The sequence below is a fragment of the Variovorax sp. 278MFTsu5.1 genome, from assembly GCF_048305045.1.
Classification (GTDB): Bacteria; Pseudomonadota; Gammaproteobacteria; order Burkholderiales; family Burkholderiaceae_C; genus Variovorax; species Variovorax guangxiensis.
This window is the reverse complement of sequence record NZ_CP157622.1, coordinates 1,359,660-1,385,270: the sequence shown is the minus strand read 5'-3', so window position 1 is coordinate 1,385,270 and position 25,611 is coordinate 1,359,660. Positions and strand designations below refer to the sequence as shown.

Here is a 25,611-nt window from a genome sequence, read left to right as displayed (position 1 = left end):
CACTCCTCGGGTTGGAATCGAACAAATCACGTCGCCGCGGTGGCGGCTGCTTTCCCTGGCTGCGCGCCGCGGGTAGCGGCGAGCGGCATGCCCTGCTCGATCAGGCCGGCATGCAGCGCGGCGCCGAGCGGCAGGATCTCGTCATTGAAGTCGTAGCGGCTGTTGTGCAGGTAGGCGCCGTCGCGCACGTCCTGGCCGATGCGCAGGTAGGCGCCGGCCTTCTTCTGCAGCATGAAGGAGAAATCTTCCGCGCCCATGCTGGGCTCCATGCTGCGCTCGACGTTGCGCGCGCCGACCAGCGACTCCGCCACGTCGGCGGCGAACATCGCCTCCGGCGAGGTGTTGATGGTGGCCGGGTAGATGCGCTCGTACTTCACGCTGGCGGCGGCGCCGAAGCCGGAGGCGATGGCAGCGCACAGCTCGTTCAGGCGCTGCTCGACCTGCGCCTGAACGCGCGAGCTGAAGGTGCGCACCGTGCCGACCAGCGTGGCCTCGCCGGGCACCACGCTCATCGCGCCGAGGTCGCCGGCCTGCATCGCGCAGATGCTGATGACGGCCGCGTCGATCGGGCGCACGTTGCGCGACACGATCGTTTGCGCCGCGGTGATGATGTGCGCCGCGACGATCACCGGGTCGATGGTCTGGTAGGCGTGCGCGCCGTGGCCGCCCTTGCCCTTGATCTCGATGGTGATGCGGTCGGCCGCGGCCATCATCGCGCCGCGGTTGATGCCGACGGTGCCGGCCGGCATCGCGGGCCAGTTGTGCATGGCGTAGACGGCGTCGACCGGGAAGCGGTCGAAGAGGCCGTCCTCGATCATCACGCGCGCGCCGGCGAAGCCTTCCTCGCCGGGCTGGAAGATCAGCACCGCGGTGCCGTCGAAGTCGCGCGTCTCGGCGAGGTAGCGCGCGGCGCCGACCAGCATTGCGGTGTGGCCGTCGTGGCCGCAGCCGTGCATCAGGCCGTCGCAGGCGGAGCGCCAGCCGAAGTCGTTGTCCTCGCGCATCGGCAGCGCGTCCATGTCGGCGCGCAGGCCGATCATGCGGCCGCTGGCCGTCGAGCGGCCGCGAATGACGCCGACCACGCCGGTCTTGCCGATGCCCTCGTGGATCTCGTCGACGCCGCAGGCGCGTAGCGCTTCGCGCACGCGCCCGGAGGTGTAGACCTCCTCGAAACCGAGTTCGGGGTGGGCATGGAGGTCGCGGCGGAAAGCCTCGATCTCGGGGTAGAAGTTCGCGATGTGCGCGAAGGCGCGGCCGGAGGCCTTCAGACGCGGAACCATGGGCGTGGCTGCTGCGGCCATGTCAGTGTCCTCCCGCCTTGCCCACGCGCAGGCGCGGATCGACCACGAAATACAGCATGTCGACCACGAGGTTGATCACCACGAAGATCAGGGCGATGAGGCACAGGTAGGCGGCCATCACCGGGATGTCGGCGAAGGTCACGGCCTGGATGAAGAGCAGGCCCATGCCGGGCCACTGGAACACCGACTCGGTGATGATCGCGAAGGCGATGAGGCCGCCGAGCTGCAGGCCGGTGATGGTCATCACCGGCACCAGCGTGTTCTTGAGCGCATGGCCGAAATGGATGGCGCGGTTCGAAAGGCCGCGTGCGCGCGCGAACTTGATGTAGTCGGTGCGCAGCACCTCCAGCATCTCGGCGCGCACCAGCCGCATGATCAGCGTCAGCTGAAAGATCGCCAGCGTCACCGCCGGCAGCACGATGTGCTGCCAGCCATCGGTGCTGAAGAGCCCGCTGGTCCACCAGCCGAACTTCACTGTCTCGCCGCGGCCGAAGCTCGGGAACCAGCCCAGCGTGACAGCGAAGACCAGGATCAGCAGGATGCCGATGAGGAAGGTGGGCAGCGACACGCCGAGCAGCGAGACGGTCATGAACACCTGGCTCATGAAGGTGCCGCGGCGCAGCGCGGTGTACACGCCCATCGGGATGCCGATGAAGAGCGCCAGCACCGCTGCCACGAGCGCGAGCTCGAGCGTGGCCGGGAAGCGCTCGCCGATCAGGCGCGACACCTTCGCGCCCTGGCGCAGGCTCAGGCCGAACTCGCCCTGCGCCGCATTCACGAGAAAGTGCCAGAACTGCACGAAGAAGGGTTGGTCTAGCCCCAATGCGGCGCGCAGCTCGCGGATCTGCTCGGGCTTGGCGTCCTGGCCCAGAAGGAACACGACAGGGTCGCCGACGTATTGAAAAAGAAGGAAGGCGATGAACGCGACCGCGATCATCACGATCACGGCCTGGATCAGGCGGCGCAGTACAAAGGCGATCATTCAGCAAGCAAAGTGAACGGGCATGCTAGCAGTGCAAGGTGCGTGCCCGCACGGTGGTTCCCCGGGGGTGCGCATTGTGATTTCCCCGGGGCTTCACGCCGGGGGCAGACGAAAAAAAGCCACTCGACTTGCGCCGAGTGGCTTTTTGACTTTTTAACCGAAGCTGGCTTGCGCCAGCGTCAGATTAGAAAGCGTGACGGATACCGAAGTCGTAGCCGGTGGAGCTCTTCGGGGTGAAGACGCCAGCTGCGTTGTTGTAGAAGGCCGGACCACCAACCGTCAGGCTAGCACCGTTCTTGTTGCTGACGCGAGCGATCGTAGCGTACAGAGCCGTGCGCTTCGACAGGTTGTGCACATAGCCCAGGGCGATCTTGTTAGCCTTCGGATCGGCGTTGTTCACGACGAACGGGTTGTAAGGCTGGTTCGTGTCGTACTTGACGTGCGACCACGAAGCACGGATCAGGCCAGCGCCGACCGGCACGGTCACGCCGAGCAGGTAGCCGGTCAGATCGATGTCGGGACGGCCGCCCAGGAACGGCGTCACTTCGTAGTCGATCTTGTTCTTTGCCTTCGACAGTTCGCCGAACAGCTTCACGGGACCGAAGTCATACGAAGCGCCCAGGTTCAGGGTGTTGACCTTGGTGGTCGTGCCAGCGTAGTACTGGTCGCCAACCGTGCTGCTGCCGTAAGCCAGTGCAACGTCCAGAGGACCGTTTGCGTAGCCGAAGCGGCCGCCGATGTAACGGCCTTGGCGCTGGCTGTTTGCAACGTCAGGCGTGAAGATGCCCGAGCTGTACTTGGTCTTCTCGGCGAAGCCGTACTGGAACTGGCCATAGAAGCCACCCAGGTTCGGTGGCAGGAAGTAGCCGATCGTGTTGCTGGCGCGGACGTAGTTGCTCGAACCGACGTTGGTGAACGGAGCGGTCGAAGCTGCGGGGGTGCCGAAAGCGCCGAACTGGCCGTTAGCCGTCGAGATCAGGTTGGTACCAACGCCGTTGGTGCCGAACGGGTCGAACACGGTGTCGTTCCAGAACGTCGGGGTGTAGTCACGGCCCAGACGGATTTCACCGAAACCACCCGACAGGCTGACGGTCGAGCGACGTGCGAACGTTGCAATACCTTCTTGGCCGTTGTCATTGGAGATCGGGGCTTCGAGCCAGAAGCTGGCAGCCAGGCCACCACCCAGGTCTTCCGTACCACGGAAGCCGATGCGGCTGGAGTTGTAACCCGAGTTAGCCAGTTCACGACGGCTGGTCTTGACCGAACCTTGGTTCAGGTAGACGGGGATGCCGAAAGCGTTGGGGAACACGGTCGCGCGCTCGTCGCGGGCGGTGCTCGAGTAGCCGCTGATCGACGCGTCGACCACACCAAACAGCGTGACGGACGACTGAGCCGAGGCAACACCGGCAACAGCCAGGGCAGCCAGAGCAACTAGAGATTTTTTCATTGCAAGTTTCTCCAAGGTTAAACATAGGGCTCCGGTGCGAAGGGCTCACCGTGACTGGCACTTTTGTGCTCCCACCGGACCCCGGGCCAACCTCCTTTTGGGAAGTTGATGCTATTGCACCAGAGCCGCTGCGGCAGGGCAAAACAAATCGCCCGAAATCTTGGATGGCCCGCGCGTTTCGTTGCACGCCTGCAACAAAGGACTTATGCCCCGAGATACACCATATTGTGAAAAATCATGCACCCGTGGCAGGGCATTTCCCGTGTGCGTTCAAATAGCCCCATGACGCTCATGATCGACTCAGTTCTGACCGCGGCAGATTCGGCGTTGCGCACGCTTTTTGCCCGCCCCCACGCTACCCGGGCGATTCCAGCCCCCTCCCAGGCGACGGGCGAATTGAGCGAAGCAGAGCGTCGGGAAGCCGGGGCCCTGATGCGCGTGAACCACGTCGGCGAAGTCTGCGCCCAGGCGCTTTACACGGCCCAGGCGGCTGTGGCACGCGATCCGGCGCTGCGCGCTCGCTTCATCGAGGCGGCGCACGAAGAAACCGACCACCTGGCATGGACCCGGCAACGGCTGGATGAACTGGGCGCCCGCCCATCGATCCTGAACCCGCTTTGGTATGCGGGTGCTTTCGGCCTCGGCCTGGTCGCGGGCCGACTGGGAGATCCGCTGAGCCTGGGATTCGTCGCGGAAACCGAACGCCAGGTGGAGGCCCACCTGGACAGCCACCTCGACCGCCTGCCATCTGGAGACAGCGCCTCGAGGGCAGTGGTCGAGCAGATGAAAGTCGACGAAGCCCGCCATGCGTCGCAGGCCGTCGACGCCGGCGCGGCGGAGTTGCCGGCGCCAGCCAAGGCGATGATGCGTGCCGCTTCCCGCGTGATGACCACGCTGGCGCACCGCATCTAGGCTGAGCGGCTCAGGTTTCGATCAGGTCGAAACTGGTGGTGATCTCGGCCGTCTTCGCCAGCATGATGCTGGCGGAGCAATAGGTGTCGTGGCTCAGCGCAATCGCCCGTTCCACGGCGGAGGCCGGGATTCCCTTGCCCGCCACTGTGAAATGCATGTGGATCTTGGTGAAGACCTTGGGATCTTTCTCGGCGCGCTCGCTGGTCAGCTTGACGCTGCAGCGTTCGACACGGTGCCGTCCGCGCTTCAGGATCAGCACCACGTCATAGGCGGTGCACCCGCCGGTACCGGCCAGAACGGTCTCCATCGGCCGCGCCGCCAGGTTCTGGCCGCCATTCTCGGGCTTCGCGGCATCGGGGGCGCCGTCCATCATCAGGGCGTGGCCGCTGCCCGTCTCGGCAACGAAGCCCATGGCCGATCGCGTGCCGGCATCGCCGGTCCAACTTACTGTGCATTCCATGGTTTTCGGGTTTCCAGGTCTGGGATGCAGGGCAAAATGCACGCCAACATCCATTTGTGTGTGGGAAAAGCATCACTCGCTTGTTGCAACGCAACAAACAGTCGATATACTTTATTTCATTGCGCAAACGTATGCGCACCCAGTTGTCTCCTCCACCCTTCCAATTGGTGGATTTAGCCCCGAGCTGCAAAGCTCGGGGCTTTTTTCTTGCCCGAACGGCCTCGTCCGCCCTGTCACCACTCTAGTTTTCCCTCGAAAAGGGCAGTTGCTCTGGCTGCCCTGGCTGTTGCCGGTGTTGCCTCGGCTCAGTCGTCCGTCACGCTGTTCGGTGTGGTCGACGCGTCGATCAGCGGCTACTCGTCGAGTTCGCGTGACCTGAAGCCCACCGTCCTGCCCAACAACTTCGGGGCAGCCACTTACACGAACCGGGGCAGCGTCAAGGTCAGCCGTACGGGGGTGTTCAATTCTGGGTACAACTCGAGCCGCCTTGGCTTCCGCGGCACTGAAGATCTGGGCGGCGGTCTGGCCGCCAGCTTCTGGCTCGAAGCTCCCATCACTGCTGACGACGGCGCTACCGGCATTTCGACGTTTGCTCGTCGCTCGACCGTGAGCCTGTCGGGCGGGTTTGGTGAACTGCGCATCGGTCGGGACTACACCCCGACTTTCTGGAACGACACCGTCTTCGACCCCTTCGGCACCAGCGGTGTGGGCGCCAACCTGATATTCACGGCCAACGGCTACAACGCAGAGACCTATGGCGCCAAGGACACCGGCGGCTTCGGGGGCAACCAGAACTATGCCCGTGCCAGCAACTCCATCGGCTACTTCCTGCCGCCCAACCTGGGCGGCTTCTATGGCCAGGTGATGTACGCTTTCCACGAGAATGACAAGTACAGCAACGGCGGGTTCACACCCAAGGACAGCAGCACCTCCAAGAGCCGCGCCGGGCGCTACGTCGGTGGTCGCTTCGGCTATGCGAATGGCCCGCTGGACGTCGCAGTGGCATACGGCAGCAGCACGGTCGCCGATCAGTACTACGCAGGTACCACGGACTACGTGAAGACGTTCAACCTGGGTGCTTCCTACGACTTCGGTCCTGTCAAGCTGTTCGGCGAACTGTCGCGTGCCAAGAATTCGCGCGACTATGCAATCACGCCCATCATCGGAGCCCGCCCCGACGTGGATCTGAACGGCTACCTGCTCGGTGTGACCGTCCCCGTCGGCGCAGGACTCATCCGTGCGTCTTATTCGGCCGTCAAGTACGACTACAACCAGCCGTTCAATCCGTTCGGCTTGAACAATCGCGATCCGAAGGCGAACAAGCTCGCGCTGGGCTACGTGCACAACCTGTCGAAGCGAACGGCTCTGTACGCGACCATCGCTCGTGTCAGCAACAAGAACGGCGCATCGCTGACGGTAGGCGGCCCTGGCTTCTACCAGGCCTCCGAAAACGTGTTCAAGCCGAAGACGTCGACCGGCTACGACTTCGGCATTCGCCACGCGTTCTGACCGTCGAGCTTTTCAAGTTCTTTGCCTGACCCCGATGCTGGCTCCTGCCAGTTCGAAGCGGCAACCAAGCCTCAAGTCGCCCGGCTCGCGCCGGGCGGCTTTTTGTCGTTTTCCCCGTCCCGTTTCAGGTTGCCCGGCTGCGCCGGCTCTGCAGCAACCCCACATTCATTTCTCCGCTCAATACCGAGGCGTAGAAACGCTCGACCATATTGACGCTCGTGCGCGCATTGCGCGCCAATGTCAGCATGTCGATTCCTTGCCCGTACAGAAGCCGCAACGTGATGGCGGTATGGCGCAGGCAGTACAAGGTCCTCGACTGGCCCAGTGGCCCCTTCTCGAGCCCCGCCTTTTCGAGCACCCAGTGGAAGAAGAAGTTGAGCACCGCCAGGGCGTGCTCGCGGTTCTTCAGTTGCGGCATGAAGACGTAGTCTTCCGCGCCACCATATCCACGCTCCGCTCGATAGCCGAGCAGGCATTCGTAAACCCGCACGGCAGGGCACAGGCTCACGATGGGCTGGCTGTGCCGCTTGGTCTCCGGCAGGTTCATCCGCAGATAGACGTGCTTGCCGCGCACGACTTCGATGTGCTTGTGCTTCATGAACTTGATGTCGCTCGGACGCACGAAGGTGTTCACCATCCAGCGGACCAGCCAAGGCAGTTCGTCCGGCATCACGAGCAGTTCGCGCGCTATCCAGAAACGCTCTCCCGCCGCCAGTTGATCGAGCACCGGGTGCGAGTGCCCGCGCAAGCTGCGCGCAGTCCTGATGATCGCGCGGTACTCCGCAACGCTGAAGCTGCCACGCGGCTGGCTGCGCACCTTGACCTTCGGGAATGCAGGCGCATCGCGAAGCGCGCCGATGTGGACGCCATGCATCACGACCTTGCGCAGCAGCACCAGGTACTGGGCAATGGTCGTGCTGGTGAAACCCTGTTCGCCGAGGTGATCGATCAGGCGTTGCGCGTCAGCCGTTGCAAACGACTGCGCCGGCACATCACCCAGCAACGGAACGATGTGCGCACGCAATCTGTTGCCCATCACTTGCCATGTGGCACGCCCGATTTCCTTTCGCTGAACGCGCGCGGCTTCCGCCTGCATCAGCCTCTTCGAAAGGTCGCTGACAGAAATTGATAACAGATTTTGCTCATTTGTAATTTGATCGGCGGCCATATGGATCGCGGGATAGGTGCGTCCAAAAAATCCCGAATCATTTGCAGCTGGCGCCTTGTGGAAGAGGTTTATGACATTTGTGTCCATGCCATATCTCGCATGCAATCTCGATGCCTCTTATCATCGGCAGTTAGCAAATGAAAACTCCCTTGGAAAAAATCGTGCAAGACGCACCTCTTAAAACAACGCTGACGCCCGCCGACTATCTCAGAAAAATTCTCAATGCCCGGGTCTACGACGTTGCTGTCGAGTCCGCGCTGGAGAAAGCGCGCGCGCTGAGCGAGCGACTCGGCAACACAGTTCTATTGAAGCGCGAAGACCAGCAACCGGTTTTCAGCTTCAAGCTGCGCGGCGCCTATAACAAGATGGCTCATCTGAGTGCAGCCCAATTGGCAAGCGGCGTGATTTGCGCATCGGCCGGCAATCACGCACAAGGCGTTGCATTGGGTGCCCGCAAGCTCGGCACTCGCGCGGTGATCGTGATGCCGGTGACCACTCCGAAACTCAAAATCGATGCGGTGCGCGGTTTCGGCGGAGAAATCGTGCTGCATGGCGACAGCTATTCGGATGCTTATCTGCACGCACTCGATTTGCAGACAAAGCAAAACCTGACCTTCGTGCATCCCTTCGACGACCCGGACGTCATCGCGGGCCAGGGCACCATCGCCATGGAAATACTGCGGCAGCACCAGGGCCCGCTGGATGCGGTGTTCGTTGCGATCGGCGGCGGCGGCCTGATCTCCGGCGTGGCCAACTACATCAAGGCGGTGCGCCCCGAGATCAAGGTGATCGGCGTGCAGATGAACGACTCCGACGCGATGATGCAATCGGTCGCAGCCCACCAGCGCGTGAGCCTTCCCGACGTCGGCCTGTTCTCGGACGGCACGGCCGTCAAGCTCGTCGGCGAGGAAACCTTCCGCATCGCCAGCGACCTGGTCGACGACTACATCGCCGTCGACACCGATGCCGTGTGCGCTGCCATCAAGGACATCTTCGTGGACACGCGCAGCATCGTCGAGCCCGCGGGTGCGCTGGCGGTCGCTGCCATCAAGGAATACGTCGCGCAGCATGGCCGCCATGGCGAAACCTATGCGGCGATCCTGTGCGGCGCGAACATGAACTTCGACCGGCTGCGTTTCGTAGCCGAACGCGCCGAGGTCGGCGAAGAACGTGAAGCCCTGTTTGCCGTCACCATGCCCGAAGAGCGCGGCAGCTTCCGCCGCTTCTGCGAACTGATCGGCGAGATGCCCGCCAGCGATTCGGAAGCTCCGGGCACCGGCGGCGGCGCGCTGCGCAACGTGACGGAGTTCAACTACCGCATAAGCGATGCAGCCAAGGCGCATGTGTTCGTCGGCCTCACGACCTCGACGCGGGGCGAATCGGCCGTCATCGCACGGACCTTCGCCGCGCACGGATTCGACGCGCTCGACCTCACGCACGACGAACTCGCCAAGGAGCATCTGCGGCATCTGGTGGGTGGACGCACCGGCCTTGCGCACGACGAGCGCCTGCTGCGCTTCGTGTTTCCCGAGCGGCCGGGCGCTCTGCTCAAGTTCCTGAGCCTGATGCAGCCGAGCTGGAACATCAGCCTGTTCCACTACCGCAACCAGGGCGCGGACTACGGCCGCATCCTCGTCGGCCTGCAGGTGCCGGCCGGCGAATCCGCCGAGTTCGACGCCTTCCTCAAGACGCTGGGCTATCCCTACGTCGAGGAAACTGCCAATCCGGCCTACCGGCTCTTCCTCCAGGCCTGAAAAAGCAGAAGCCGGCGCAAGGCCGGCTTCGCTTCATCGAACCGAAATCCTGAAGAAAATTACTGGGTAGCCGCCTGTTGCTGCTGCGGTGGCGCTCCCATGGCGGCCGGTTGCTGCTGTTGCTGCAACAGCGAGCCAGCCGGCGGCGGCGGAGGAGGCTGCATCTGCTGCTGATGCATCTGCGGCGGAGCCGCCACGGCGGGCATGGCCGGGGGGGGCGGCACAGCCACCATCGGTGCCGCCGCCAGCGCGGGAGTGGAAACGCTGATCGGCGCACGCACCGGCAGCTGCAGCGTGAATGCCGCCGGGCCATCGGCACGCAATCCGATCGTCGCCGAGCGCAGACCTACCGACTGCAGCACGTAGCTCTCGCCGACCGTCGAGCCGACGCGGAACGGCCGCGGCGGCTTGCCATCGATGGAAATCAGCGCCGCTCCCTGCCTGGAAGGATCGGCCACCACACCGGACAACGCGAAGCGGCTGGCGGCTTCCGGGGCCACAGGCGCCGTGCGGGACTCGGGCAGCACGCCCAGCAGACGCGCCACCGAGTCGGAGTCCGCCGCCACCGAGGGCCGGGGCATGGTCGCGGCAGCGGCGACGGCATCGGTCGGCGACGCCAGCCGCAGCGACCAGAACACCGCGGCACCGGCCGCCAGCGCCCAAAGCCCCGTCGTTGCAAGTGGGGCATGCCAGCGGGCGGCGGAGTAAGGACTTGTCATGGCCGCGGATTATCATGCAGCGCGCCTTCCGAATCATGTCTGCCCAAGCTATGAACAAATTCATCCGTGCCGCTACCCGTACCGCCCAACGCGGCTTCACGCTGATCGAGCTGATGGTCGTGCTGGTCATCATCGGCGTGCTGGCGGCACTCATCGTCCCGAACGTGATCGAGCGCGCCGACGACGCCCGCGTGACTGCCGCCCGGACCGACATCAACAACCTGATGCAGGCGCTCAAGCTCTACCGCCTGGACAACCAGCGCTATCCCACCGCCGAGCAGGGCCTGCAGGCGCTGCTCACCCGCCCGACCACCGGTCCGGCCGCCCCCAACTGGAAGCCCTACGTCGAGAAGCTGCCCAACGATCCCTGGGGCCACCCCTACCAGTACCTGAACCCGGGCATCAAGGGCGAGATCGACGTGCTCTCGTTCGGCGCCGACGGCCAGAGCGGCGGCGAGGGCAAGAATGCCGACATCGGCAGCTGGCAGTAGCAGCGGCGGCTCGGACGCGCCGCTCCGCACTCCCCATTCACGCCGCCTCCAACGGCCAGGCGGCTTCACGCTGCTGGAGCTGATCGTGGTGATCGCCATCATCGCGATCGCCACCGCCGCCGTGAGCTTCGCCATCCGCGACACCAACGCCGCCAACCTCGACCGAGAAGCCGACCGCCTGGCCGCCCTGCTCGAATCGGCTCGCGCCCAGTCGCGCGCCAGCGGCATCGTGGTGCGTTGGCGGCCGGTGGAAGGCAGTTTCAGGTTCGACGGCCTGCTGCCTGGCTCGCTGCCCGACGGCTGGGCCGCCGACGGCATCACCGCCCAGGTGTCGCTCGCCAACGGCACGCTGATTCCGGCACTGCAGCTCGGGCCCGACCCGATCATCGCGGCGCAGCAGGTCATGCTCTATTCCGCCGGCCCGCCCGCGCGCGCCCTGCGCATCTCGACCGACGGCGCGCGCCCCTTCACCGTCTCGGCGGTTCAATGAGAAATACGCGGCGCCCGCTTGCTTCGCGCTCCCGCATCGGCGGCTTCACGCTGATCGAGGTGCTGATCGCGCTCGGCATCGTCGCGATCGCGCTGGCCGCGGGCTCGCAGGCCACCATGTCGCTCACACGCAATGCGCAGCGCCAGTCCGACCTCGTGCTGGCCGACCTGTGCGCCGAGAACGAGCTGGCCAAGGCCCGCCTCTCGCGCCAGATGCCGGCGTTGGGCGATTCGGGGTCGATCTGCCTGCAGGCCGGCATTTCGTTCAACGTGACCACCTCGACCATCCCGACGCTGAACCCGAACTTCCGGCGCGTCGACGTGCAGGTGCGCGACCAGGCCGACTCGCCCATCCTGCGCATCTCCACCGTGGTGGGGAGGTACTGAGCGATGCAGCGACACCCTGGCGCTCGCACCGCGCGCGGCTTCACGCTGATCGAGCTGCTTGTCGCCATCGCGGTGATGGCGCTGCTCTCGCTGGTGAGCTGGCGCGGGCTCGACAGCATGTCGCGCGCCACCACCCAGAACCAGCAGCGCGCCGACGCCGTGCTCACGCTGCAGGCCACGCTGGCGCAATGGGGAGCCGACCTCGACGCCGTGACCACGCTCGCCCAGACCCGCCCCATCGACTGGGACGGCCGGGTGCTGCGGCTCACGCGCCGCGGCAGCGACGACACCGCGCCGTCGGTGCAGGTGGTGGCGTGGACGCTGAAGTCCGGCCCCGACGGCGTGCGCTGGCGGCGCTGGCAATCGCTGCCCTTCACCACGCGCGGCGAATGGCAGCAGGCCTGGAACCTGGCGGCCGCCTGGGCGCAGGACGGCGGCGCCGGCTCGAACGGCGGCTACAGCGACGTGGCGCTGGTGCCGGCCAACAGCTGGCAGATCTTCTTCTTCCGCGACAACAGCTGGGTGCCGGCCAGCCAGCTGCCCGTCACCCAGCCCAACCCCAACAACCCCTCGGGCCCCGTCGTCGCCATGCCGGACGGCGTACGCCTCGTCATCACGCTGCCGCCCGGCGAAGGCCTCTCGGGCACGCTCACGCGCGACTGGGTCAAGCCGACCGTCGGAGCGCCGAAAACCTCATGACGCAGACGCCCGCAAGGACCAACGACGGCAGCAAGCGATCGCGCCAGCGCGGCGCCGCCCTGCTCGCCGCGATGCTGACCGTGATGCTGGTGGCCACCTTCGCCGCCGCGGCGCTGTGGCAGCAGTGGCGCTCGGCCGAGGTCGAAGGCGCCGAGCGGGCGCGCGTGCAGGCGGCCTGGGTGCTGATCGGCGCGCTCGACTGGTCGCGCCTCATCCTCGGCGAAGACGGCCGCGCCGGCGGCCCCGACCACCTGGGCGAGCCCTGGGCCGTGCCGCTGGAAGAGGCGCGGCTCACCAGTTTCCTCTCGGCCGAGAAGAACGTGGCGAGCGACAACCTCGAAGGACTGCCCGACGCCTTTCTCTCGGGCCGCATCGTCGATGCGCAGTCCAAGCTCAACGTGCTTTCGCTGGTCGACAACGGCAAGCCGGTGCCGGCGGCCGTCGCCACCTTCACGCGGCTGTTCAACCTGCTGGGCCTGCCCGTGTCGGAGCTCAGCCTGATGACCACTGGCCTCGCTGCCGCGCTTGCCACGGGCACTGCGACCGACGGCAGCAGCAGCGGTGTCGATTCCAGCGCCGCGCCGCTCATGCCGCAGCAGGTCTCGCAGCTGGTGTGGCTGGGTCTGTCGGCCTCGACGGCCGCGGCGCTCGAACCGTACGTGACGATCCTGCCGGTGAAGACCACGCTCAACCTCAATACCGCGAGCGCCGAGGCGATCAGCGCCAGCATGGAGTCGCTCAACATCGCCAGCGCGCGCCAGCTGGTGGACCGCCGCTCGCGCGCCTTCTTCAAGGACATCGCCGCCGCCAACGCCGCCCTGCCCAGCGGCAGCGCGCCCTTCAACGCAGCCCAGCACGGCGTGGGCACACAGTTCTTCGAGGTCTACGGCAAGCTGCGCCTCGATCGCACCTACGTGGAGGAACGCTCGTTGCTACAGCGAAGCGGTGTCACGGTGACGACGATCTGGCGCACGCGCGGCGCCGGCGCAACGCTCACTCCGGTCAAACCCTGATTTCGATGCATTATTTGTAGCCAAAAAGCCTTCCAGAGCGCGTCACATCAGCGTGATACGCTATGAAAAACAGAGCGCCATCGTGTCGGACGCGCACCTACAATCACCGGCTTTTCCAAGATCCACATGACTCCCCTGCTGCTCATTGCCCCCCTCCCTCCGGCCGATGCCGCGGGCGAGTACGACTGGGCCCAGGCAGGCGACGACGGCATTGCGTTGCGCAACCAGGGCCGGGCGTTGCTGGCGCTGCTGCCCTCGAGCACGGAGGTCATGCTCGGCATTCCTTCCGCCGCGCTCTCCTGGCACCGCATCACGCTGCCCAAGGGCAGCATGGGCAGCGCCTCGAAGCTGCGCGCCGTGCTCGACGGCCTTCTCGAAGAACACCTGCTCGACGAGCCCGAGGCCCTGCACTTCGCGCTCGAGCCCGACGCCAAGGCCGGCGCGCCCGTTTGGGTCGCGGCCTGCAATCGCATCTGGCTGCGCAGCATCGTGCACGGGCTCGAAGCGGCCGGCCGGCGCGTGGTGCGCATCGTTCCCGAATTCACTCCCCAGCCGGCGGACGGCCCGCCGCTGCTGCTGGTCACCGGCGAGCCCGAGACGCCGCGGCTCACGGTGTGCGATGCCGACGGCGTGGTCTCGCTGCCGCTGGCCGGCGCGGGGCAGGCGCTGTCGGACGGCCTGCCGCTGGACACCGCCGTCATCTCCACCGAGCCCGCCGTGGCCGAGGCCGCCGAATCGCTGCTGCAGCGCCGCGTGCCCATCGTGCAGTCGCCGCAGCGCTGGCTGCAGGCCGCGCGCACGCCCTGGGAGCTCGCTCAGTTCGACCTCGCGGTCACCGGCCGCGCACGTGCCGGCAAGAAGTTCGCCTCGGTGATTCAAACATTGCGCTATGCGCCCGAATGGCGCGCCGCGCGCTGGGGCGTGGTCGCGCTGCTGCTGACCCAGCTGATCGGCCTGAACGCCTGGGCCTGGAAGGAGCGCAACGCGCTCGAATCGAAGCGCCAGGCCGCCAAGGCGATGCTGACGCAGACCTTCCCATCCGTGAAGATCGTGGTCGACGCGCCGGTGCAGATGCAACGCGAGGTCGCATCGCTGCAGCAGGCCGTGGGCGACGTGGCGAACAGCGACTTCGAACCCATGGTCGGCGCGCTCGCCGGCGTCCTGCCACCCGGCAAGGTACCGAGTGCTGTCGACTACAGCGCCGGCCAGCTGCGCCTGCGCGGCCTCGGGCTGCAGCCGTCGGAGGTCTCGCAGATCACCAATGCGATGGCGCCACGCGGCTACAACGTGCGCACCGAAGGCGACCTCCTGCTGGTACAGGCCGAGGCCAACCGATGAACTTCAGCGAACAGCTCAAGGCCCGCTGGGCCACCCTGGAAGTGCGCGAGCGCCGCATGGTCTATGCCGCCGCGGCCCTCGTGGCGCTGGCCCTGCTCTGGTGGATCGCGCTCGCTCCCGCGCTGCGCACACTGTCCGCGGCGCCGGCCGAACACGCTCAGCTCGATGCGCAGCTGCAGCAGATGGCCACCCTGCAGGCCCGCGCCAAGGCCCTGCAGTCGCAGCCCCGCCTGAACCGCGACGACGCGATGCGCGCGCTCGAAACCTCCGTGCGCGAGAGCCTGGGCACGAGCAACGCGCAGCTCATGGCATCGGGAGGTGACGGCGCCGCCACCGTCTCGCTGCGCGCGGCGCCCGCCGCCACCGTCGCCCAGTGGCTCGGCCAGGCCCGCGGCAATGCGCATGCGGTGCCGCGCGAAGTCCACCTGACCCGCGCGCCGGCCTCGACGCCGCCGCCATCTTCGCCCGCCGCCAAGGACGCGCCCAGGACACCGCAGGTCCGCTGGGACGGCACCGTCGTCATGGCGCTGCCCGCGGCGCGCTGAGAAAGAACGGCAGACGACCCGCATGCTGAGCCGCCCTCCGATCCCCGAACCCCGACCCCGCCGCGGCTGGCGCTGGGCCCTGCTCGGCGCCGTCACCGGCGTGCTGCTGGCGGTGGTGCTGTTCGCGCCGGCCCGCTGGCTGTCGGCGGCGCTGTCGAGCTGGAGCCAGGGCCGCCTCGTGCTGACCAACCCGCGTGGCACCGTATGGAACGGCACGGCCGCCGTGGTCCTCGCCAGCGGCGCGGGCGGCATGCAGGCGGTGTCGCTGCCCGGCCTGCTGCACTGGCGCATGCGCCCGAGCTGGAACGGCATCGCCGCCAGCCTCGATCTGCCGTGCTGCGCCGCGCAGCCGATCGAACTCAAGGCCAGTCCGCGCGCCGGCGGCATGCAGCTCGCCTGGCAGGACAGCCGCTCGCGCTGGCCCGCCACCCTGCTCATGGGGCTGGGCGCGCCGTGGAACACGCTCAAGCTCGAAGGCGCGCTCGACCTGAACACCAAGGCCTTCTCGATGCAGTGGGACGGCCCCGCGCTGCGCATCGCCGGCCAGGCGACGCTCGACGCCACCGATGTTTCCTCCAGCCTGTCGACGCTGCGGCCGATGGGCAGCTACCGGCTCACGCTCGAAGGCGGCAGCCGCCCCACGCTGCTGCTGAGCACGCGCGAGGGCAGCCTCGAGCTCAACGGCAGCGGCAGCTGGACCGGCACTTCCTTCCGCTTCAACGGCGAAGCCAGTGCCGCGCCCGGCCGCGAAGACGCTCTTTCCAATTTGTTGAACATCATCGGACGGCGCGACAACGCGCGTTCGATCATCACCCTGGGTTGATCCTCATGATGAAGCCACTGTTTTCGACCGGCACCGTCGCGCTCGCCGTGCGCGTGCTGATCGCCGCCACGTTCCTGCAGGCCGCGCCCGCCGCGTTCGCGCAGACCGGCGACGCGCCGCGCCGCGGCGAGCCGATCACGCTGAACTTCTCCAACGCCGACATCGAGGCCGTGGCCCGCACCATGGCCGTGGTCACCGGCCGCGACGTGGTGGTCGACCCGCGCGTGAAGGGCACGATGAACCTGGTCACCGACCGCGCGATCCAGCCGGCCGCGGCCTTCAACCAGTTCGCCTCGGCACTGCGCCTGCAGGGCTTCGCGGTGGTGGAAGCCGACGGCCTCTACAAGGTGGTGCCCGAGGCCGACGCCAAGTTGCAGAGCAGCACCGTCAACACCTCCATCAGCGCCACGGCGTCCAGCGGCAGCAACCAGATCGTCACGCAGATCTTCAGGCTCAACTACGAGTCGCCGAACAACCTGCTGCCGGTGCTGCGCCCGCTGATTCCGCCGAACAACACCATCAACGTGAACCCGGGCAACAACTCGCTCGTGATCACCGACTACGCCGACAACATGCGCCGCCTGGCGCGCATCATCGCGTCGCTGGACGTGCCGAACGCCTCCGACATCGAGATCATCCAGCTCAAGCACTCGGTGGCCACCGACATGGTGCCGCTGGTACAGCGGCTGGTGGACGGCGGCGGCTCGGGCGCACCGGGTGCGCCGGCGGCTCCCGGCGCGGCCGACGCGTCGTTCCGCACCACGCTCATGGCCGATCCGCGCAGCAACTCGCTGATCATCCGCGCGGCCAACCCGGCCCGCGTGGCGCTGATCCGCACGCTGGTGGACAAGCTCGACCGCCCCGCCGTCGAGGGCAGCAACGGCGCGGCCGGCAACATCTACGTGGTGTACCTGAAGAACGCCGACGCGGTGCGCCTCGCGGCCACGCTGCGCGCGGCGATGGCCGCCAACCAGTTGAACACCACGCCGGGCACGCCGGGCGCCACGGCCAGCGCCGTGCCGCAGCAGAGCACGCCGCAGGCCATGCAGGTCAACCTGAACAACAGCAGCCAGTCGGGGGCATCTGCGGCCGCCAGCGCGCCGCTCAACAACGCCAACCAGCCGTCCACCGGCGGTCAGATCCAGGCCGACCCGTCGACCAACTCGCTGATCATCACCGCGCCCGAGCCGCAGTACAGGCAGATGCGCGCGGTGATCGACAGGCTGGACGGACGGCGAGCGCAGGTCATGATCGAGGCGCTGATCGTCGAGGTGAGCGACACGGCCGCCGCGAAGTTCGGCGTGCAGTGGCAAAGCGCGCTGGGCAACAACGCGGTGATCGGCACCAACTCCTCGGTGGCCGGAGCCAACCTGCTGACGCTGACCCAGGCGCTGGCCACGCGCAACGCCGCCGGCCTGGCCGGCGCGATCACGCCGGGCGCGAACCTCGGCATCGCCGGCAAGGTCGGCGGCCAGTACATCCTGGGCGCGATCGCCAGCTTCTTCGACAGCGACAAGGACGCCAACGTGCTGTCCAAGCCCAACCTGCTGACGCTGGACAACGAGGAAGCCAAGATCGTCATCGGCCAGAACGTGCCCTTCGTGACCGGCCAGTACGCCAGCACCTCGGGCTCGGTCGGCGTCAACCCGTTCACCACCGTCGAGCGCAAGGACGTGGGCCTCACGCTGCGCGTGCGCCCGACCATCAACGAGAACGGCACGGTGAAGCTGACGATCTTCCAGGAGACCTCCACGGTCGACGGAAACACCGTCAACAACCAGAACGGTCCCACCACCAACAAGCGCTCCATCGAATCGAGCGTGCTGGTGGAAGACGGCGGCCTCGTGATGCTCGGCGGCCTGCTGTCCGACAGCTACGGCAACACGGTCGAGAAGGTGCCGCTCGCAGGCGACATTCCGGTGCTCGGCAACCTGTTCAAGAGCCAGGCCCGCACGCGCGAGAAGATCAACCTCATGATGTTCCTGCGCCCGGCGGTGATGCGCGATGCCAGCGCCACCGAAGCCTTCGCGTACGACCGCTACGACGAGATCCGCGGCATGCAGCAGCGCACGCAGCCCGACACCTCCAACGTGATGCTGCGCGGCGTGAGCGGCTCGAACATCCTGCCCGAACTGGCGCCCCCCTCGCGTGCCCTGGCCCCGACTTCGGCGGCTCCAGCACCCTCGGCCTCCACCGCCGCGCGCGGCGGCTCGCGCCTCGAAGGCACCCAGCTGATCCCGCCATCGCAACCTGCCGCGGACAGCCGCAAACTGGCGCCCAGCCCCCTGCGTGGCGCACTGCCCCCCACCGGCGACCCGGTGAGCGCGCGGGAACTGCCCTGATACTGTTTCCGATGTCCAACCGCTATCCCCTGCCCTACGCCTTCGCACGCAGCCAGCAATTGCTGCTGGAAGAGACCGACGACGGCCGCTACACGCTGTGGATGTCGAGCACCCCGGCGCGCAGCGCGGTCGGCGAGGTCTCGCGCAAATACGGCGTGCAGGCATTCGAGGTGCTGGCCGACGGTCCGCTGGCGCAGCGCATCAGCGCGGCCTATGCGCAGGGCGAATCGAGCGCCGCCGCGGTGGTCAGCGAGGTGCAGAGCGACGCCGACCTCTCGCGCATGATGCAGGAGCTGCCGGCGGTGGAAGACCTGCTGGAAAGCGCCGGCGACGCGCCCATCATCCGCATGCTGAACGCCCTGCTCACGCAGGCCGCGCGCGACGGCGCCAGCGACATCCACATCGAGCCCTACGAGCGCACGTCTTCCGTGCGCTTTCGCATCGACGGCACGCTGCGCGAGGTGGTGCAGCCCAACCGCGCGCTGCACGCGGCGCTGATCTCGCGCCTGAAGATCATGGCCGACCTCGACATCTCCGAGAAGCGGCTGCCGCAGGACGGGCGCATCTCGCTGCGCATCGGCACGCGCGCGGTCGACGTGCGGGTGTCGACGCTGCCCAGCGCGCACGGCGAGCGCGCGGTGCTGCGCCTGCTGGACAAGAGCGAATCGAAGCTCACGCTCGAATCGGTGGGCATGCAGGGCGACACGCTGGAGCGCTTCGAGAAGCTCATCGCGCAGCCGCACGGCATCATCCTCGTGACCGGCCCCACGGGCTCGGGCAAGACCACCACGCTGTACGCAGCGCTGGCCCGGCTCGACGCCACCCGCAGCAACATCATGACGGTGGAAGACCCCATCGAATACGAGCTGCCGGGCGTGGGCCAGACGCAGATCAACGCAAAGATCGAACTCACCTTCGCCAAGGCCCTGCGCGCCATCCTTCGGCAGGACCCGGACGTGATCATGATCGGCGAAATCCGCGACTTCGAAACCGCGCAGATCGCCATCCAGGCCTCGCTGACCGGCCACCTCGTGCTGGCCACGCTGCACACCAACGACTCGGTCAGCGCCGTCACGCGCCTTACCGACATGGGCGTGGAGCCTTTCCTGCTGAGCTCGTCGCTGCTGGGCGTGCTCGCCCAGCGCCTCGTGCGCAAGGTCTGCACCTCGTGCGGCGGCGCGGGCTGCGAGGCCTGCGGCCAGACCGGCTACCAGGGCCGCACCGGCATCTTCGAGCTGCTGGTGGCGGACGACGAAGTGCAGGCGCTCATCCACGGCAAGGCGGCCGAGAGCCAGCTCTTCGAGGCCGGCGAACGCGGCGGCCTGCGCTCCATGCGCGAGGACGGCGAGCGGCTGGTACAGGCCGGCATCACCTCGCGCGCCGAGTTGCTGCGCGTCACGCGCGAGTAGCGAGCAAGAAGAGAAGAGATGCCCGCCTACGCATTCGAAGCCATCGACGCCAGCGGCCAGTCGCGCGAAGGCGTTCTCGAGGCCGACACCGCCCGCAGCGCGCGCAGCCTGCTGCGGGCTCAGGCGCTCATTCCGCTGTCGGTCAAGCCGGTTGGCAGCGAGCATGCCGGCGGTGGTGGCCAGCGCAGCGGACTCGGGCGCTGGCTGGGCGGCGGCAAGCGCGTGTTCAACTCCACCGGGCTCGCCGTGTGGACGCGGCAGCTCGCCGGCCTCGTCTCGTCGGGCCTGCCGCTGGAACGCGCGCTCACGGCGCTGACCGACGAGGCCGAGTCCGACCAGCAGCGCAATCTTGTCGCGTCGCTGCGCGCCGAGGTCAACGCAGGCTCGCCGTTCGCGCGGGCGCTGTCGGCGCATCCGCGCGAGTTCTCGCCCATCTACACGGCCGTGATCGGCGCCGGCGAGCAGAGCGGCAACCTCGGCCTCGTGCTCGACCGCCTCGCCGACGACCTCGAGGAGCGCCAGGCGCTGCAGCAGAAGCTGATCGGCGCGGCGCTGTACCCGGCCATCGTCACGCTGGTGGCGATCGTGATCGTGATCTTCCTCGTGAGCTACGTGGTGCCGCAGGTGGCGCAGGTGTTCGCAGGCACCAAGCGCTCGCTGCCGTTCCTCACCACGGTGATGCTCTCGCTGAGCTCCGGCGTGCGCAACTACGGCTGGTGGATGCTGGCGGGCGTGGTGCTCGCCGCCATCGGCACGCGGCTCGCGCTGGCGCAGGAAGCGCTGCGCCTGAAGTTCGATTCGGCCTGGCTGAAGCTGCCGCTGGTGGGCAAGCTCGCGCGCGGCTACAACGCGGCGCGCTTCGCGAGCACGCTCGCCATGCTGGCCACGGCCGGCGTGCCGATCCTGCGCGCGCTGCAGGCAGCTTCCGAGACGCTGGGCAACCGCGCTATGCGCGCCGACGCGCTCGACGCGCTGGTGCTGGTGCGCGAAGGCGCGCCGCTGGCCTCCGCGCTGGCGCAGAAGAAACGCTTTCCGGGCCTGGTGTCGATGTTCGCCCGCCTCGGCGAGCAGACCGGCACCCTGCCGCTGATGCTGCAGCGCGCCGCCAACCAGCTCGGCGCCGAAGTGCAGCGCCGCGCGATGCACCTCGCCACCATCCTGGAGCCGCTGCTGATCGTGGCGATGGGCGGGGTGGTGATGCTGATCGTGCTGGCGGTGATGCTGCCGATCATCCAGCTGAATCAATTCGTCAAGTGACGACGGCCAGCCAGCAGCGCAGGACGTACTCGACATGCCCGTAACCCTCGAAGACAAGCTCGTGGTCGCGATCTCCTCGCGCGCCCTGTTCAACCTCGAAGAAGAAAACAAGGTCTTCGAGGCCGGCGACAACGAGGGCTACATGAAGCTGCAGCTCGACCGCATCGACGTGCCGGCCGCGCCCGGCATTGCCTATTCGCTCATCCGCAAGCTGCTGCGCTTCAACGACGACGGCGTGCAGCGCGTGGAGGTGGTGATCCTCTCGCGCAACGACCCGGTCTCGGGCATGCGCATCTTCAGGTCGAGCGCGGCGGCCGACATCAAGCTGCAGCGCGGCGTATTCACCCAGGGTCGCCCGCCCTTCGGCTACCTGCGCCCGCTGCGCGCGCACCTGTTCCTGTCGGTCAATGCGCAGGACGTGCGCGAGGCGCTCAATGCCGGCTTTCCGGCCGCGCGCGTGCTGGTCGAATCGGTAAAGGCGAGCGACGCCTGGCCGAACGAAGTGCGCATCGCCTTCGACGGCGACGCCGTGCTGTTCTCCGACGAGGCCGAGCGCGTGTACCAGAAGGAAGGCCTCGACGCCTTCCAGGCCCACGAACTCAGCAAGGCCGACCTGCCCCTGCCCGAAGGGCCATTCAAGCCGCTGCTGAGCGCACTGCACCGCCTGCAACTGGCCGGCAACGCGAAGATGCGCATCCGCACCGCGCTGGTCACCGCGCGCAGCGCACCGGCACACGAACGCGCCATCCGCACGCTGATGAAGTGGAACATCCGCGTCGACGAGGCCATGTTCCTCGGCGGCCTGCCCAAGGGCGAGTTCCTGCGCGAGTTCGAGCCCGACTTCTTCTTCGACGACCAGACGGGGCATGTGGATGCGGCCTCGAGGCATGTGCCGGCGGGGCATGTGAGCAGCGGGATCAGCAACGAGTCCTGAGGGGCGGCCTCGCGGCGCGCTTGCCTCGCGCCCGGCCCGGGGACAAGAATGCCGGCATGCTGATCCTCCGACATGCCGACACTCTCGTCACCATGGACGCCACCCGGCGCGAGATCGCCGATGGCGCCGTGGTGTGCGACGGCCCCGCGATAGCCTGGGCCGGCCCCACGGCCGAGCTGCCCATCGCCTACCTTGAAGCCCTGCGCGACGGCAAGGCCGAGGCCATCGACATGCGTGGCCACGTGGTGATGCCCGGCCTGGTCAACACGCATCACCACATGTACCAGAGCCTCACGCGCGCGGTGCCCGAGGCGCAGGACGCCGAGCTCTTCGGCTGGCTCACCAGCCTGTACCTGCTGTGGGCACGCATCACGCCCGAGATGATCCGGGTGTCCACGCAGACGGCGATGGCCGAGCTGATGCTCTCGGGCTGCACCACCACCAGCGACCATCTCTACCTGTTCCCCAACGGCTCGCGGCTCGACGATTCGATCGAGGCGGCCGACGCGATGGGCATGCGCTTCCACGCGGCGCGCGGCAGCATGAGCGTGGGCCGCAGCGCCGGCGGACTGCCGCCCGACGAGGTGGTCGAGACCGAGGAAGCGATCCTGCGCGACAGCGAGCGGCTCATCGGCCGCTGGCACGATGCCTCGCGCCACTCGATGCGCCGCATCGTGCTCGCGCCCTGCTCGCCTTTCTCGGTGTCGCGCGACCCGATGCGCCTGTCGGCCGAACTGGCGCGCGAGCGCGGCGTGTCGATGCACACGCACCTGGCCGAGAACGACAACGACGTCGCCTACTCGCGCGAGAAGTTCGGCATGACGCCGGCCGAGTACGCCGAAGACCTGGGCTGGGTCGGCCGCGACGTGTGGCACGCGCACTGCGTGAAGCTCGACGAGGCCGGCATCGCACTCTTCGGCCGCACCGGCACGGGCGTGGCGCACTGCCCCTGCTCCAACATGCGCCTGGCCTCGGGCATCGCGCCCATCGGTGCGATGCGTCGCGCTGGCGTGCCGGTGGGGCTGGGCGTGGACGGCAGCGCGTCGAACGACGGCGCGCACATGCTGGGCGAGGCGCGCCAGGCGATGCTGCTGCAGCGCGTGGGCTACGGCCCGGCGGCGATGACGGCGCGCGAGGCGCTGGAGATCGCCACGCTCGGCGGCGCCCAGGTGCTGGGCCGCGACGACATCGGCGCCATCGCGCCCGACATGTCGGCCGACATCGTGGCCTTCGACATGCGCGGCGTCGCGCATGCTGGCGCGGGGCACGACCCGGTGGCAGCGCTCGTGTTCTGCACGCCGGCATCGGTGTCGCTGAGCGTGATCGGCGGCGCGGTGCGCATCCGCGGCGGTGCATTCACCGGGCTCGAGCTGGCACCGCTGCTGGCCAGACATCGCGACCTGGCGCGCACGCTGTACGAAGCCGCACGGCACCCGCATACGGCCTGACGACGCCCTGACCAGGCGTTGCAGGGAAGGCGCCTCGGAGTAGGCAGCAACCCTGATTGCCAACGCCCAAGCCCCTCCGCAGAATCCGCCCACCAAATAGAACGAGCGTTCGATTTGGTGGCCGAGCCTTCCGTCGGCCTCCCAAGATTCACAACAACAGGGACTCCCCGATGAAGCGCAGAGACATCCTCAAATGGTCCGCCTCGGCGGGCGGCCTGGGCCTGCTGGCCGGCAAGACATCCACGGCATCGGCGGCACTGCCGGTGCCGAAGCCCACGCTGCCGCAGAAGATCGACCCGATCAGCGCCACGCTGCGGCGGTTGGAGCTGGTGGGTCGGCAGGCGACCTATCTCTGGACCGAATCGCACATCAACCTGGCTGGCGTGCCGATGGGCGCGGTGGTGCCGGCCACCGAACTGCCGGCACTCGAACACCAGCTCAAGACGATTGCAAAGGCGCTGGAGGCCGTCACCAACTTCGCGGCCTCGTTCGCCACCAGCGCGCTGGCCTCGGGCAGCCTGCAGTCGCTGGACAACCTGCGCACGCGGCTTGCGAGCCTGCAGGCCAGCTTCGACCAGCTGCTGGCCGCCAACAGCGGACTGGCCACCTTGCCGGCCGCGGTTCTGACGCTGCTCGGCACGCTCACCGGCACGGCGGGCGACATCGCCACGCAGCTCAAGCAGATCCACCAGGACCTGCTCTCGCAAGGCCCGCTGGGCGCGCTGAACGGACCGAAGACGGTGGCGCAGTACGACGCGCTGTTCGTCACGATCGAGAAGCCCGCCATCGCTCAGCTGCGGCACGACAACGACCTGTTCGCCGCCATGCGCGTAGCCGGGCCCAACCCGATGCTGATCCGGCGCGCGACCGCGCTGCCGGCCAAGTTCCCGCTCGGCAATGCGCAGTACCAGCAGGTGATGGGCGCGGGCGACAGCCTTGCCGAGGCTGCCTCGTCGAGTCGGCTCTATATCCTCGATTACGAAGGCCTCGCAGACATGGCGCCGGCCGGAGCGCAGGTCAAGCCGCTCACGGGCACCGGCTACATCCAGGCGCCCATTGCGCTGTTCGCGCGGCCGAAGACCGGCCGTTCGCTGGTGCCGGTCGCCATCCAGTGCGGGCAGGACCCGGCCGCGAGCGCCATCTTCCTGCGCGTGGACGACACCGCCAACGCCGAGGCCTACTGGGCCTGGCAGTCGGCCAAGACCGTGGTGCAGGTGGCCGACTTCAACTACCACGAGATGTTCGTGCACCTGGGCCGCACGCACCTGATGTCGGAAGCCTTCGCGATGGCCACGCAGCGCCAGCTCGCGACCGCGCATCCGCTGAGCCGGCTGCTGTCGCCACACCTGGAAGGCGCGATGTTCATCAACGAGGCGGCGACGCTGATCATCATGGCGCCGCTGACCACGGGCGACGTGATCCTCGCCGCGCCCATCGAGACGCTGCAGCAGCAGTGCGGACGCGACCGGCTGGCCTACGACTTCTACGACCGCATGATGCTGCCCAACGACCTGCGCACGCGCGGCGTGGACGACGCAGCGGCACTGCCCGACTACCCCTACCGCGACGACGCGCTGCTGGTGTGGAACGCGATCGCGCAGTGGGTGGGCGACTACGTGGCCACCTACTACCTGAGCGACGCCGACGTGACCGGCGACTACGAGCTCAAGGCCTGGGCCTCCGAGCTGGCGACCAGCGGCAAGGTGCACGGCTTCCGCGCGATCACCACGCGCGCGCAGCTGGCCGACGTGCTCACCGCCATCATCTTCAACGCCAGCGCGCAGCACGCGGCGGTGAATTTCCCGCAGTATTCGGTGATGACCTATGCGCCCTTCAGCGCGGGTGCCGAAGGGATGCCGGCACCGACGAGCGGCGCTGGCCAGAACGAGGCGAGCTGGTCGCAGATGCTGCCCTCGCGGCTGGCGGCGCAGGAGCAGATCCTGCTGTTCCACATCCTCGGCGGCGTGTACTACCGGCCGCTGGGCGAATACAAGGACAACGTCTTTCCGCACCTGCCGGTGCTTCTGGACCCGGCCATCGTCGGGCAAGGCGGGCCGCTGGAGCGCTTCCGCAATGCGCTTGCGGGCATCGAAGCGACCATCGGCCAGCGCAACACGACGCGCGCGCGGCCTTACGAATATCTGCTGCCGAGCCGGATTCCCTCCAGCACGAACATCTGATCGA

General features: G+C 67.5%; 23 protein-coding genes. 17 read left to right on the top strand and 6 right to left on the bottom strand.

Annotated elements, in window-relative coordinates:
• Positions 1-26: 26 nt before the first annotated feature.
• The 3 genes from ABL844_RS06025 to ABL844_RS06015 all read right to left on the bottom strand — a co-directional run bounded on the left by ABL844_RS06025 (position 27) and on the right by ABL844_RS06015 (position 3,730).
• A complete protein-coding gene (locus ABL844_RS06025) occupies positions 27-1,301 on the bottom strand; it encodes a M20 aminoacylase family protein (RefSeq protein WP_418130764.1) in 1,275 nt (424 codons plus the stop codon).
• Position 1,302: 1 nt separating this feature from the next.
• A complete protein-coding gene (locus ABL844_RS06020; RefSeq protein ID WP_418130763.1) occupies positions 1,303-2,283 on the bottom strand; it encodes an ABC transporter permease in 981 nt (326 codons plus the stop codon).
• Positions 2,284-2,467: 184 nt separating this feature from the next.
• Positions 2,468-3,730, bottom strand: a complete 1,263-nt coding sequence (locus ABL844_RS06015; protein WP_184634995.1) for a porin — start codon at positions 3,728-3,730, stop codon at positions 2,468-2,470.
• Between the two features lie 282 nt (positions 3,731-4,012).
• Between ABL844_RS06015 and coq7 the strand changes: the two genes are divergently transcribed.
• Positions 4,013-4,642 (top strand): 2-polyprenyl-3-methyl-6-methoxy-1,4-benzoquinone monooxygenase, encoded by a 630-nt coding sequence (gene coq7 / locus ABL844_RS06010; protein WP_126025688.1) that lies wholly within the window; start codon positions 4,013-4,015, stop codon positions 4,640-4,642.
• 10 nt (positions 4,643-4,652) lie between these two features.
• Here the strand turns inward: coq7 and ABL844_RS06005 are convergent, their stop codons facing one another.
• Positions 4,653-5,102 carry an OsmC family protein gene (locus tag ABL844_RS06005; protein WP_418131881.1) on the bottom strand — a complete coding sequence of 150 codons (450 nt, stop codon included), beginning with the start codon at positions 5,100-5,102 and terminating at the stop codon, positions 4,653-4,655.
• Positions 5,103-5,372: 270 nt separating this feature from the next.
• Here ABL844_RS06005 and ABL844_RS06000 point away from each other — a divergent pair, with 270 nt between their 5' ends.
• Entirely contained in the window at positions 5,373-6,611 is a 1,239-nt protein-coding gene (locus ABL844_RS06000; RefSeq protein ID WP_418131880.1) for a porin, read from the top strand.
• 124 nt (positions 6,612-6,735) lie between these two features.
• Here ABL844_RS06000 and ABL844_RS05995 read toward each other — a convergent pair whose 3' ends face one another.
• Positions 6,736-7,866 (bottom strand): hypothetical protein, encoded by a 1,131-nt coding sequence (locus ABL844_RS05995; protein ID WP_418130762.1) that lies wholly within the window; start codon positions 7,864-7,866, stop codon positions 6,736-6,738.
• Between the two features lie 50 nt (positions 7,867-7,916).
• On the opposite strand from ABL844_RS05995, the gene ilvA reads away from it, so the two are divergent.
• Positions 7,917-9,533, top strand: a complete 1,617-nt coding sequence (gene ilvA / locus ABL844_RS05990; RefSeq protein ID WP_184634990.1) for a threonine ammonia-lyase, biosynthetic — start codon at positions 7,917-7,919, stop codon at positions 9,531-9,533.
• A gap of 59 nt (positions 9,534-9,592) precedes the next feature.
• Here ilvA and ABL844_RS05985 read toward each other — a convergent pair whose 3' ends face one another.
• On the bottom strand, positions 9,593-10,252 hold the full coding sequence (locus tag ABL844_RS05985; RefSeq protein ID WP_418130761.1) for a hypothetical protein: 660 nt from the start codon (positions 10,250-10,252) through the stop codon (positions 9,593-9,595).
• A 50-nt stretch (positions 10,253-10,302) separates the two neighbouring features.
• Here ABL844_RS05985 and gspG point away from each other — a divergent pair, with 50 nt between their 5' ends.
• The 14 genes from gspG to ABL844_RS05915 all read left to right on the top strand — a co-directional run bounded on the left by gspG (position 10,303) and on the right by ABL844_RS05915 (position 25,607).
• The gene (gene gspG, locus ABL844_RS05980; RefSeq protein ID WP_418130760.1) at positions 10,303-10,743 is read left to right on the top strand and encodes a type II secretion system major pseudopilin GspG; all 441 of its coding nucleotides are present in this window, start codon (positions 10,303-10,305) and stop codon (positions 10,741-10,743) included.
• Entirely contained in the window at positions 10,718-11,233 is a 516-nt protein-coding gene (locus ABL844_RS05975) for a prepilin-type N-terminal cleavage/methylation domain-containing protein (protein ID WP_418130759.1), read from the top strand. The genes gspG and ABL844_RS05975 overlap by 26 nt, the downstream gene beginning before the upstream one ends.
• The gene (gene gspI / locus ABL844_RS05970; protein WP_418130758.1) at positions 11,230-11,619 is read left to right on the top strand and encodes a type II secretion system minor pseudopilin GspI; all 390 of its coding nucleotides are present in this window, start codon (positions 11,230-11,232) and stop codon (positions 11,617-11,619) included. Before ABL844_RS05975 ends, gspI begins: the two co-directional genes overlap by 4 nt.
• 3 nt (positions 11,620-11,622) lie before the next feature.
• Positions 11,623-12,318: a PulJ/GspJ family protein gene (locus ABL844_RS05965; protein WP_418119286.1), complete on the top strand. Its 696-nt coding sequence runs from the start codon at positions 11,623-11,625 to the stop codon at positions 12,316-12,318.
• Positions 12,315-13,331: a type II secretion system minor pseudopilin GspK gene (gene gspK, locus ABL844_RS05960; RefSeq protein ID WP_184634985.1), complete on the top strand. Its 1,017-nt coding sequence runs from the start codon at positions 12,315-12,317 to the stop codon at positions 13,329-13,331. The genes ABL844_RS05965 and gspK overlap by 4 nt, the downstream gene beginning before the upstream one ends.
• 126 nt (positions 13,332-13,457) lie before the next feature.
• The gene (gene gspL, locus ABL844_RS05955) at positions 13,458-14,669 is read left to right on the top strand and encodes a type II secretion system protein GspL (protein ID WP_418130757.1); all 1,212 of its coding nucleotides are present in this window, start codon (positions 13,458-13,460) and stop codon (positions 14,667-14,669) included.
• Positions 14,666-15,214, top strand: coding sequence for a type II secretion system protein GspM (gene gspM, locus ABL844_RS05950; protein WP_126025677.1), 549 nt, complete (start codon positions 14,666-14,668; stop codon positions 15,212-15,214). Before gspL ends, gspM begins: the two co-directional genes overlap by 4 nt.
• A gap of 22 nt (positions 15,215-15,236) precedes the next feature.
• A complete protein-coding gene (gene gspN / locus ABL844_RS05945; protein WP_126025676.1) occupies positions 15,237-16,037 on the top strand; it encodes a type II secretion system protein N in 801 nt (266 codons plus the stop codon).
• Between the two features lie 5 nt (positions 16,038-16,042).
• A complete protein-coding gene (gene gspD / locus ABL844_RS05940) occupies positions 16,043-18,379 on the top strand; it encodes a type II secretion system secretin GspD (protein WP_418130756.1) in 2,337 nt (778 codons plus the stop codon).
• Positions 18,380-18,390: 11 nt separating this feature from the next.
• On the top strand, positions 18,391-19,788 hold the full coding sequence (locus ABL844_RS05935) for a GspE/PulE family protein (RefSeq protein WP_126025674.1): 1,398 nt from the start codon (positions 18,391-18,393) through the stop codon (positions 19,786-19,788).
• 18 nt (positions 19,789-19,806) lie between these two features.
• Positions 19,807-21,045: a type II secretion system inner membrane protein GspF gene (gene gspF / locus ABL844_RS05930; protein WP_418119282.1), complete on the top strand. Its 1,239-nt coding sequence runs from the start codon at positions 19,807-19,809 to the stop codon at positions 21,043-21,045.
• Between the two features lie 34 nt (positions 21,046-21,079).
• Entirely contained in the window at positions 21,080-21,979 is a 900-nt protein-coding gene (locus ABL844_RS05925; RefSeq protein WP_126025672.1) for a 5'-nucleotidase, read from the top strand.
• 56 nt (positions 21,980-22,035) lie between these two features.
• Positions 22,036-23,427 carry an 8-oxoguanine deaminase gene (locus tag ABL844_RS05920; RefSeq protein WP_418130755.1) on the top strand — a complete coding sequence of 464 codons (1,392 nt, stop codon included), beginning with the start codon at positions 22,036-22,038 and terminating at the stop codon, positions 23,425-23,427.
• 170 nt (positions 23,428-23,597) lie between these two features.
• The gene (locus ABL844_RS05915; protein ID WP_418130754.1) at positions 23,598-25,607 is read left to right on the top strand and encodes a lipoxygenase family protein; all 2,010 of its coding nucleotides are present in this window, start codon (positions 23,598-23,600) and stop codon (positions 25,605-25,607) included.
• Positions 25,608-25,611 lie beyond the last annotated feature (4 nt).

Bases quoted from the DNA above. Each gene is read 5' to 3' on its own strand.
- ABL844_RS06025 (WP_418130764.1), bottom strand. From the start codon at position 1,301: ATGGCCGCAGCAGCCACGCCCATGGTTCCGCGTCTGAAGGCCTCCGGC.
- ABL844_RS06020 (WP_418130763.1), bottom strand. From the start codon at position 2,283: ATGATCGCCTTTGTACTGCGCCGCCTGATCCAGGCCGTGATCGTGATG.
- ABL844_RS06015 (WP_184634995.1), bottom strand. From the start codon at position 3,730: ATGAAAAAATCTCTAGTTGCTCTGGCTGCCCTGGCTGTTGCCGGTGTT.
- coq7 (WP_126025688.1), top strand. From the start codon at position 4,013: ATGACGCTCATGATCGACTCAGTTCTGACCGCGGCAGATTCGGCGTTG.
- ABL844_RS06005 (WP_418131881.1), bottom strand. From the start codon at position 5,102: ATGGAATGCACAGTAAGTTGGACCGGCGATGCCGGCACGCGATCGGCC.
- ABL844_RS05995 (WP_418130762.1), bottom strand. From the start codon at position 7,866: ATGGACACAAATGTCATAAACCTCTTCCACAAGGCGCCAGCTGCAAAT.
- ilvA (WP_184634990.1), top strand. From the start codon at position 7,917: ATGAAAACTCCCTTGGAAAAAATCGTGCAAGACGCACCTCTTAAAACA.
- ABL844_RS05985 (WP_418130761.1), bottom strand. From the start codon at position 10,252: ATGACAAGTCCTTACTCCGCCGCCCGCTGGCATGCCCCACTTGCAACG.
- gspG (WP_418130760.1), top strand. From the start codon at position 10,303: ATGAACAAATTCATCCGTGCCGCTACCCGTACCGCCCAACGCGGCTTC.
- ABL844_RS05975 (WP_418130759.1), top strand. From the start codon at position 10,718: ATGCCGACATCGGCAGCTGGCAGTAGCAGCGGCGGCTCGGACGCGCCG.
- gspI (WP_418130758.1), top strand. From the start codon at position 11,230: ATGAGAAATACGCGGCGCCCGCTTGCTTCGCGCTCCCGCATCGGCGGC.
- ABL844_RS05965 (WP_418119286.1), top strand. From the start codon at position 11,623: ATGCAGCGACACCCTGGCGCTCGCACCGCGCGCGGCTTCACGCTGATC.
- gspK (WP_184634985.1), top strand. From the start codon at position 12,315: ATGACGCAGACGCCCGCAAGGACCAACGACGGCAGCAAGCGATCGCGC.
- gspL (WP_418130757.1), top strand. From the start codon at position 13,458: ATGACTCCCCTGCTGCTCATTGCCCCCCTCCCTCCGGCCGATGCCGCG.
- gspM (WP_126025677.1), top strand. From the start codon at position 14,666: ATGAACTTCAGCGAACAGCTCAAGGCCCGCTGGGCCACCCTGGAAGTG.
- gspN (WP_126025676.1), top strand. From the start codon at position 15,237: ATGCTGAGCCGCCCTCCGATCCCCGAACCCCGACCCCGCCGCGGCTGG.
- gspD (WP_418130756.1), top strand. From the start codon at position 16,043: ATGATGAAGCCACTGTTTTCGACCGGCACCGTCGCGCTCGCCGTGCGC.
- ABL844_RS05935 (WP_126025674.1), top strand. From the start codon at position 18,391: ATGTCCAACCGCTATCCCCTGCCCTACGCCTTCGCACGCAGCCAGCAA.
- gspF (WP_418119282.1), top strand. From the start codon at position 19,807: ATGCCCGCCTACGCATTCGAAGCCATCGACGCCAGCGGCCAGTCGCGC.
- ABL844_RS05925 (WP_126025672.1), top strand. From the start codon at position 21,080: ATGCCCGTAACCCTCGAAGACAAGCTCGTGGTCGCGATCTCCTCGCGC.
- ABL844_RS05920 (WP_418130755.1), top strand. From the start codon at position 22,036: ATGCTGATCCTCCGACATGCCGACACTCTCGTCACCATGGACGCCACC.
- ABL844_RS05915 (WP_418130754.1), top strand. From the start codon at position 23,598: ATGAAGCGCAGAGACATCCTCAAATGGTCCGCCTCGGCGGGCGGCCTG.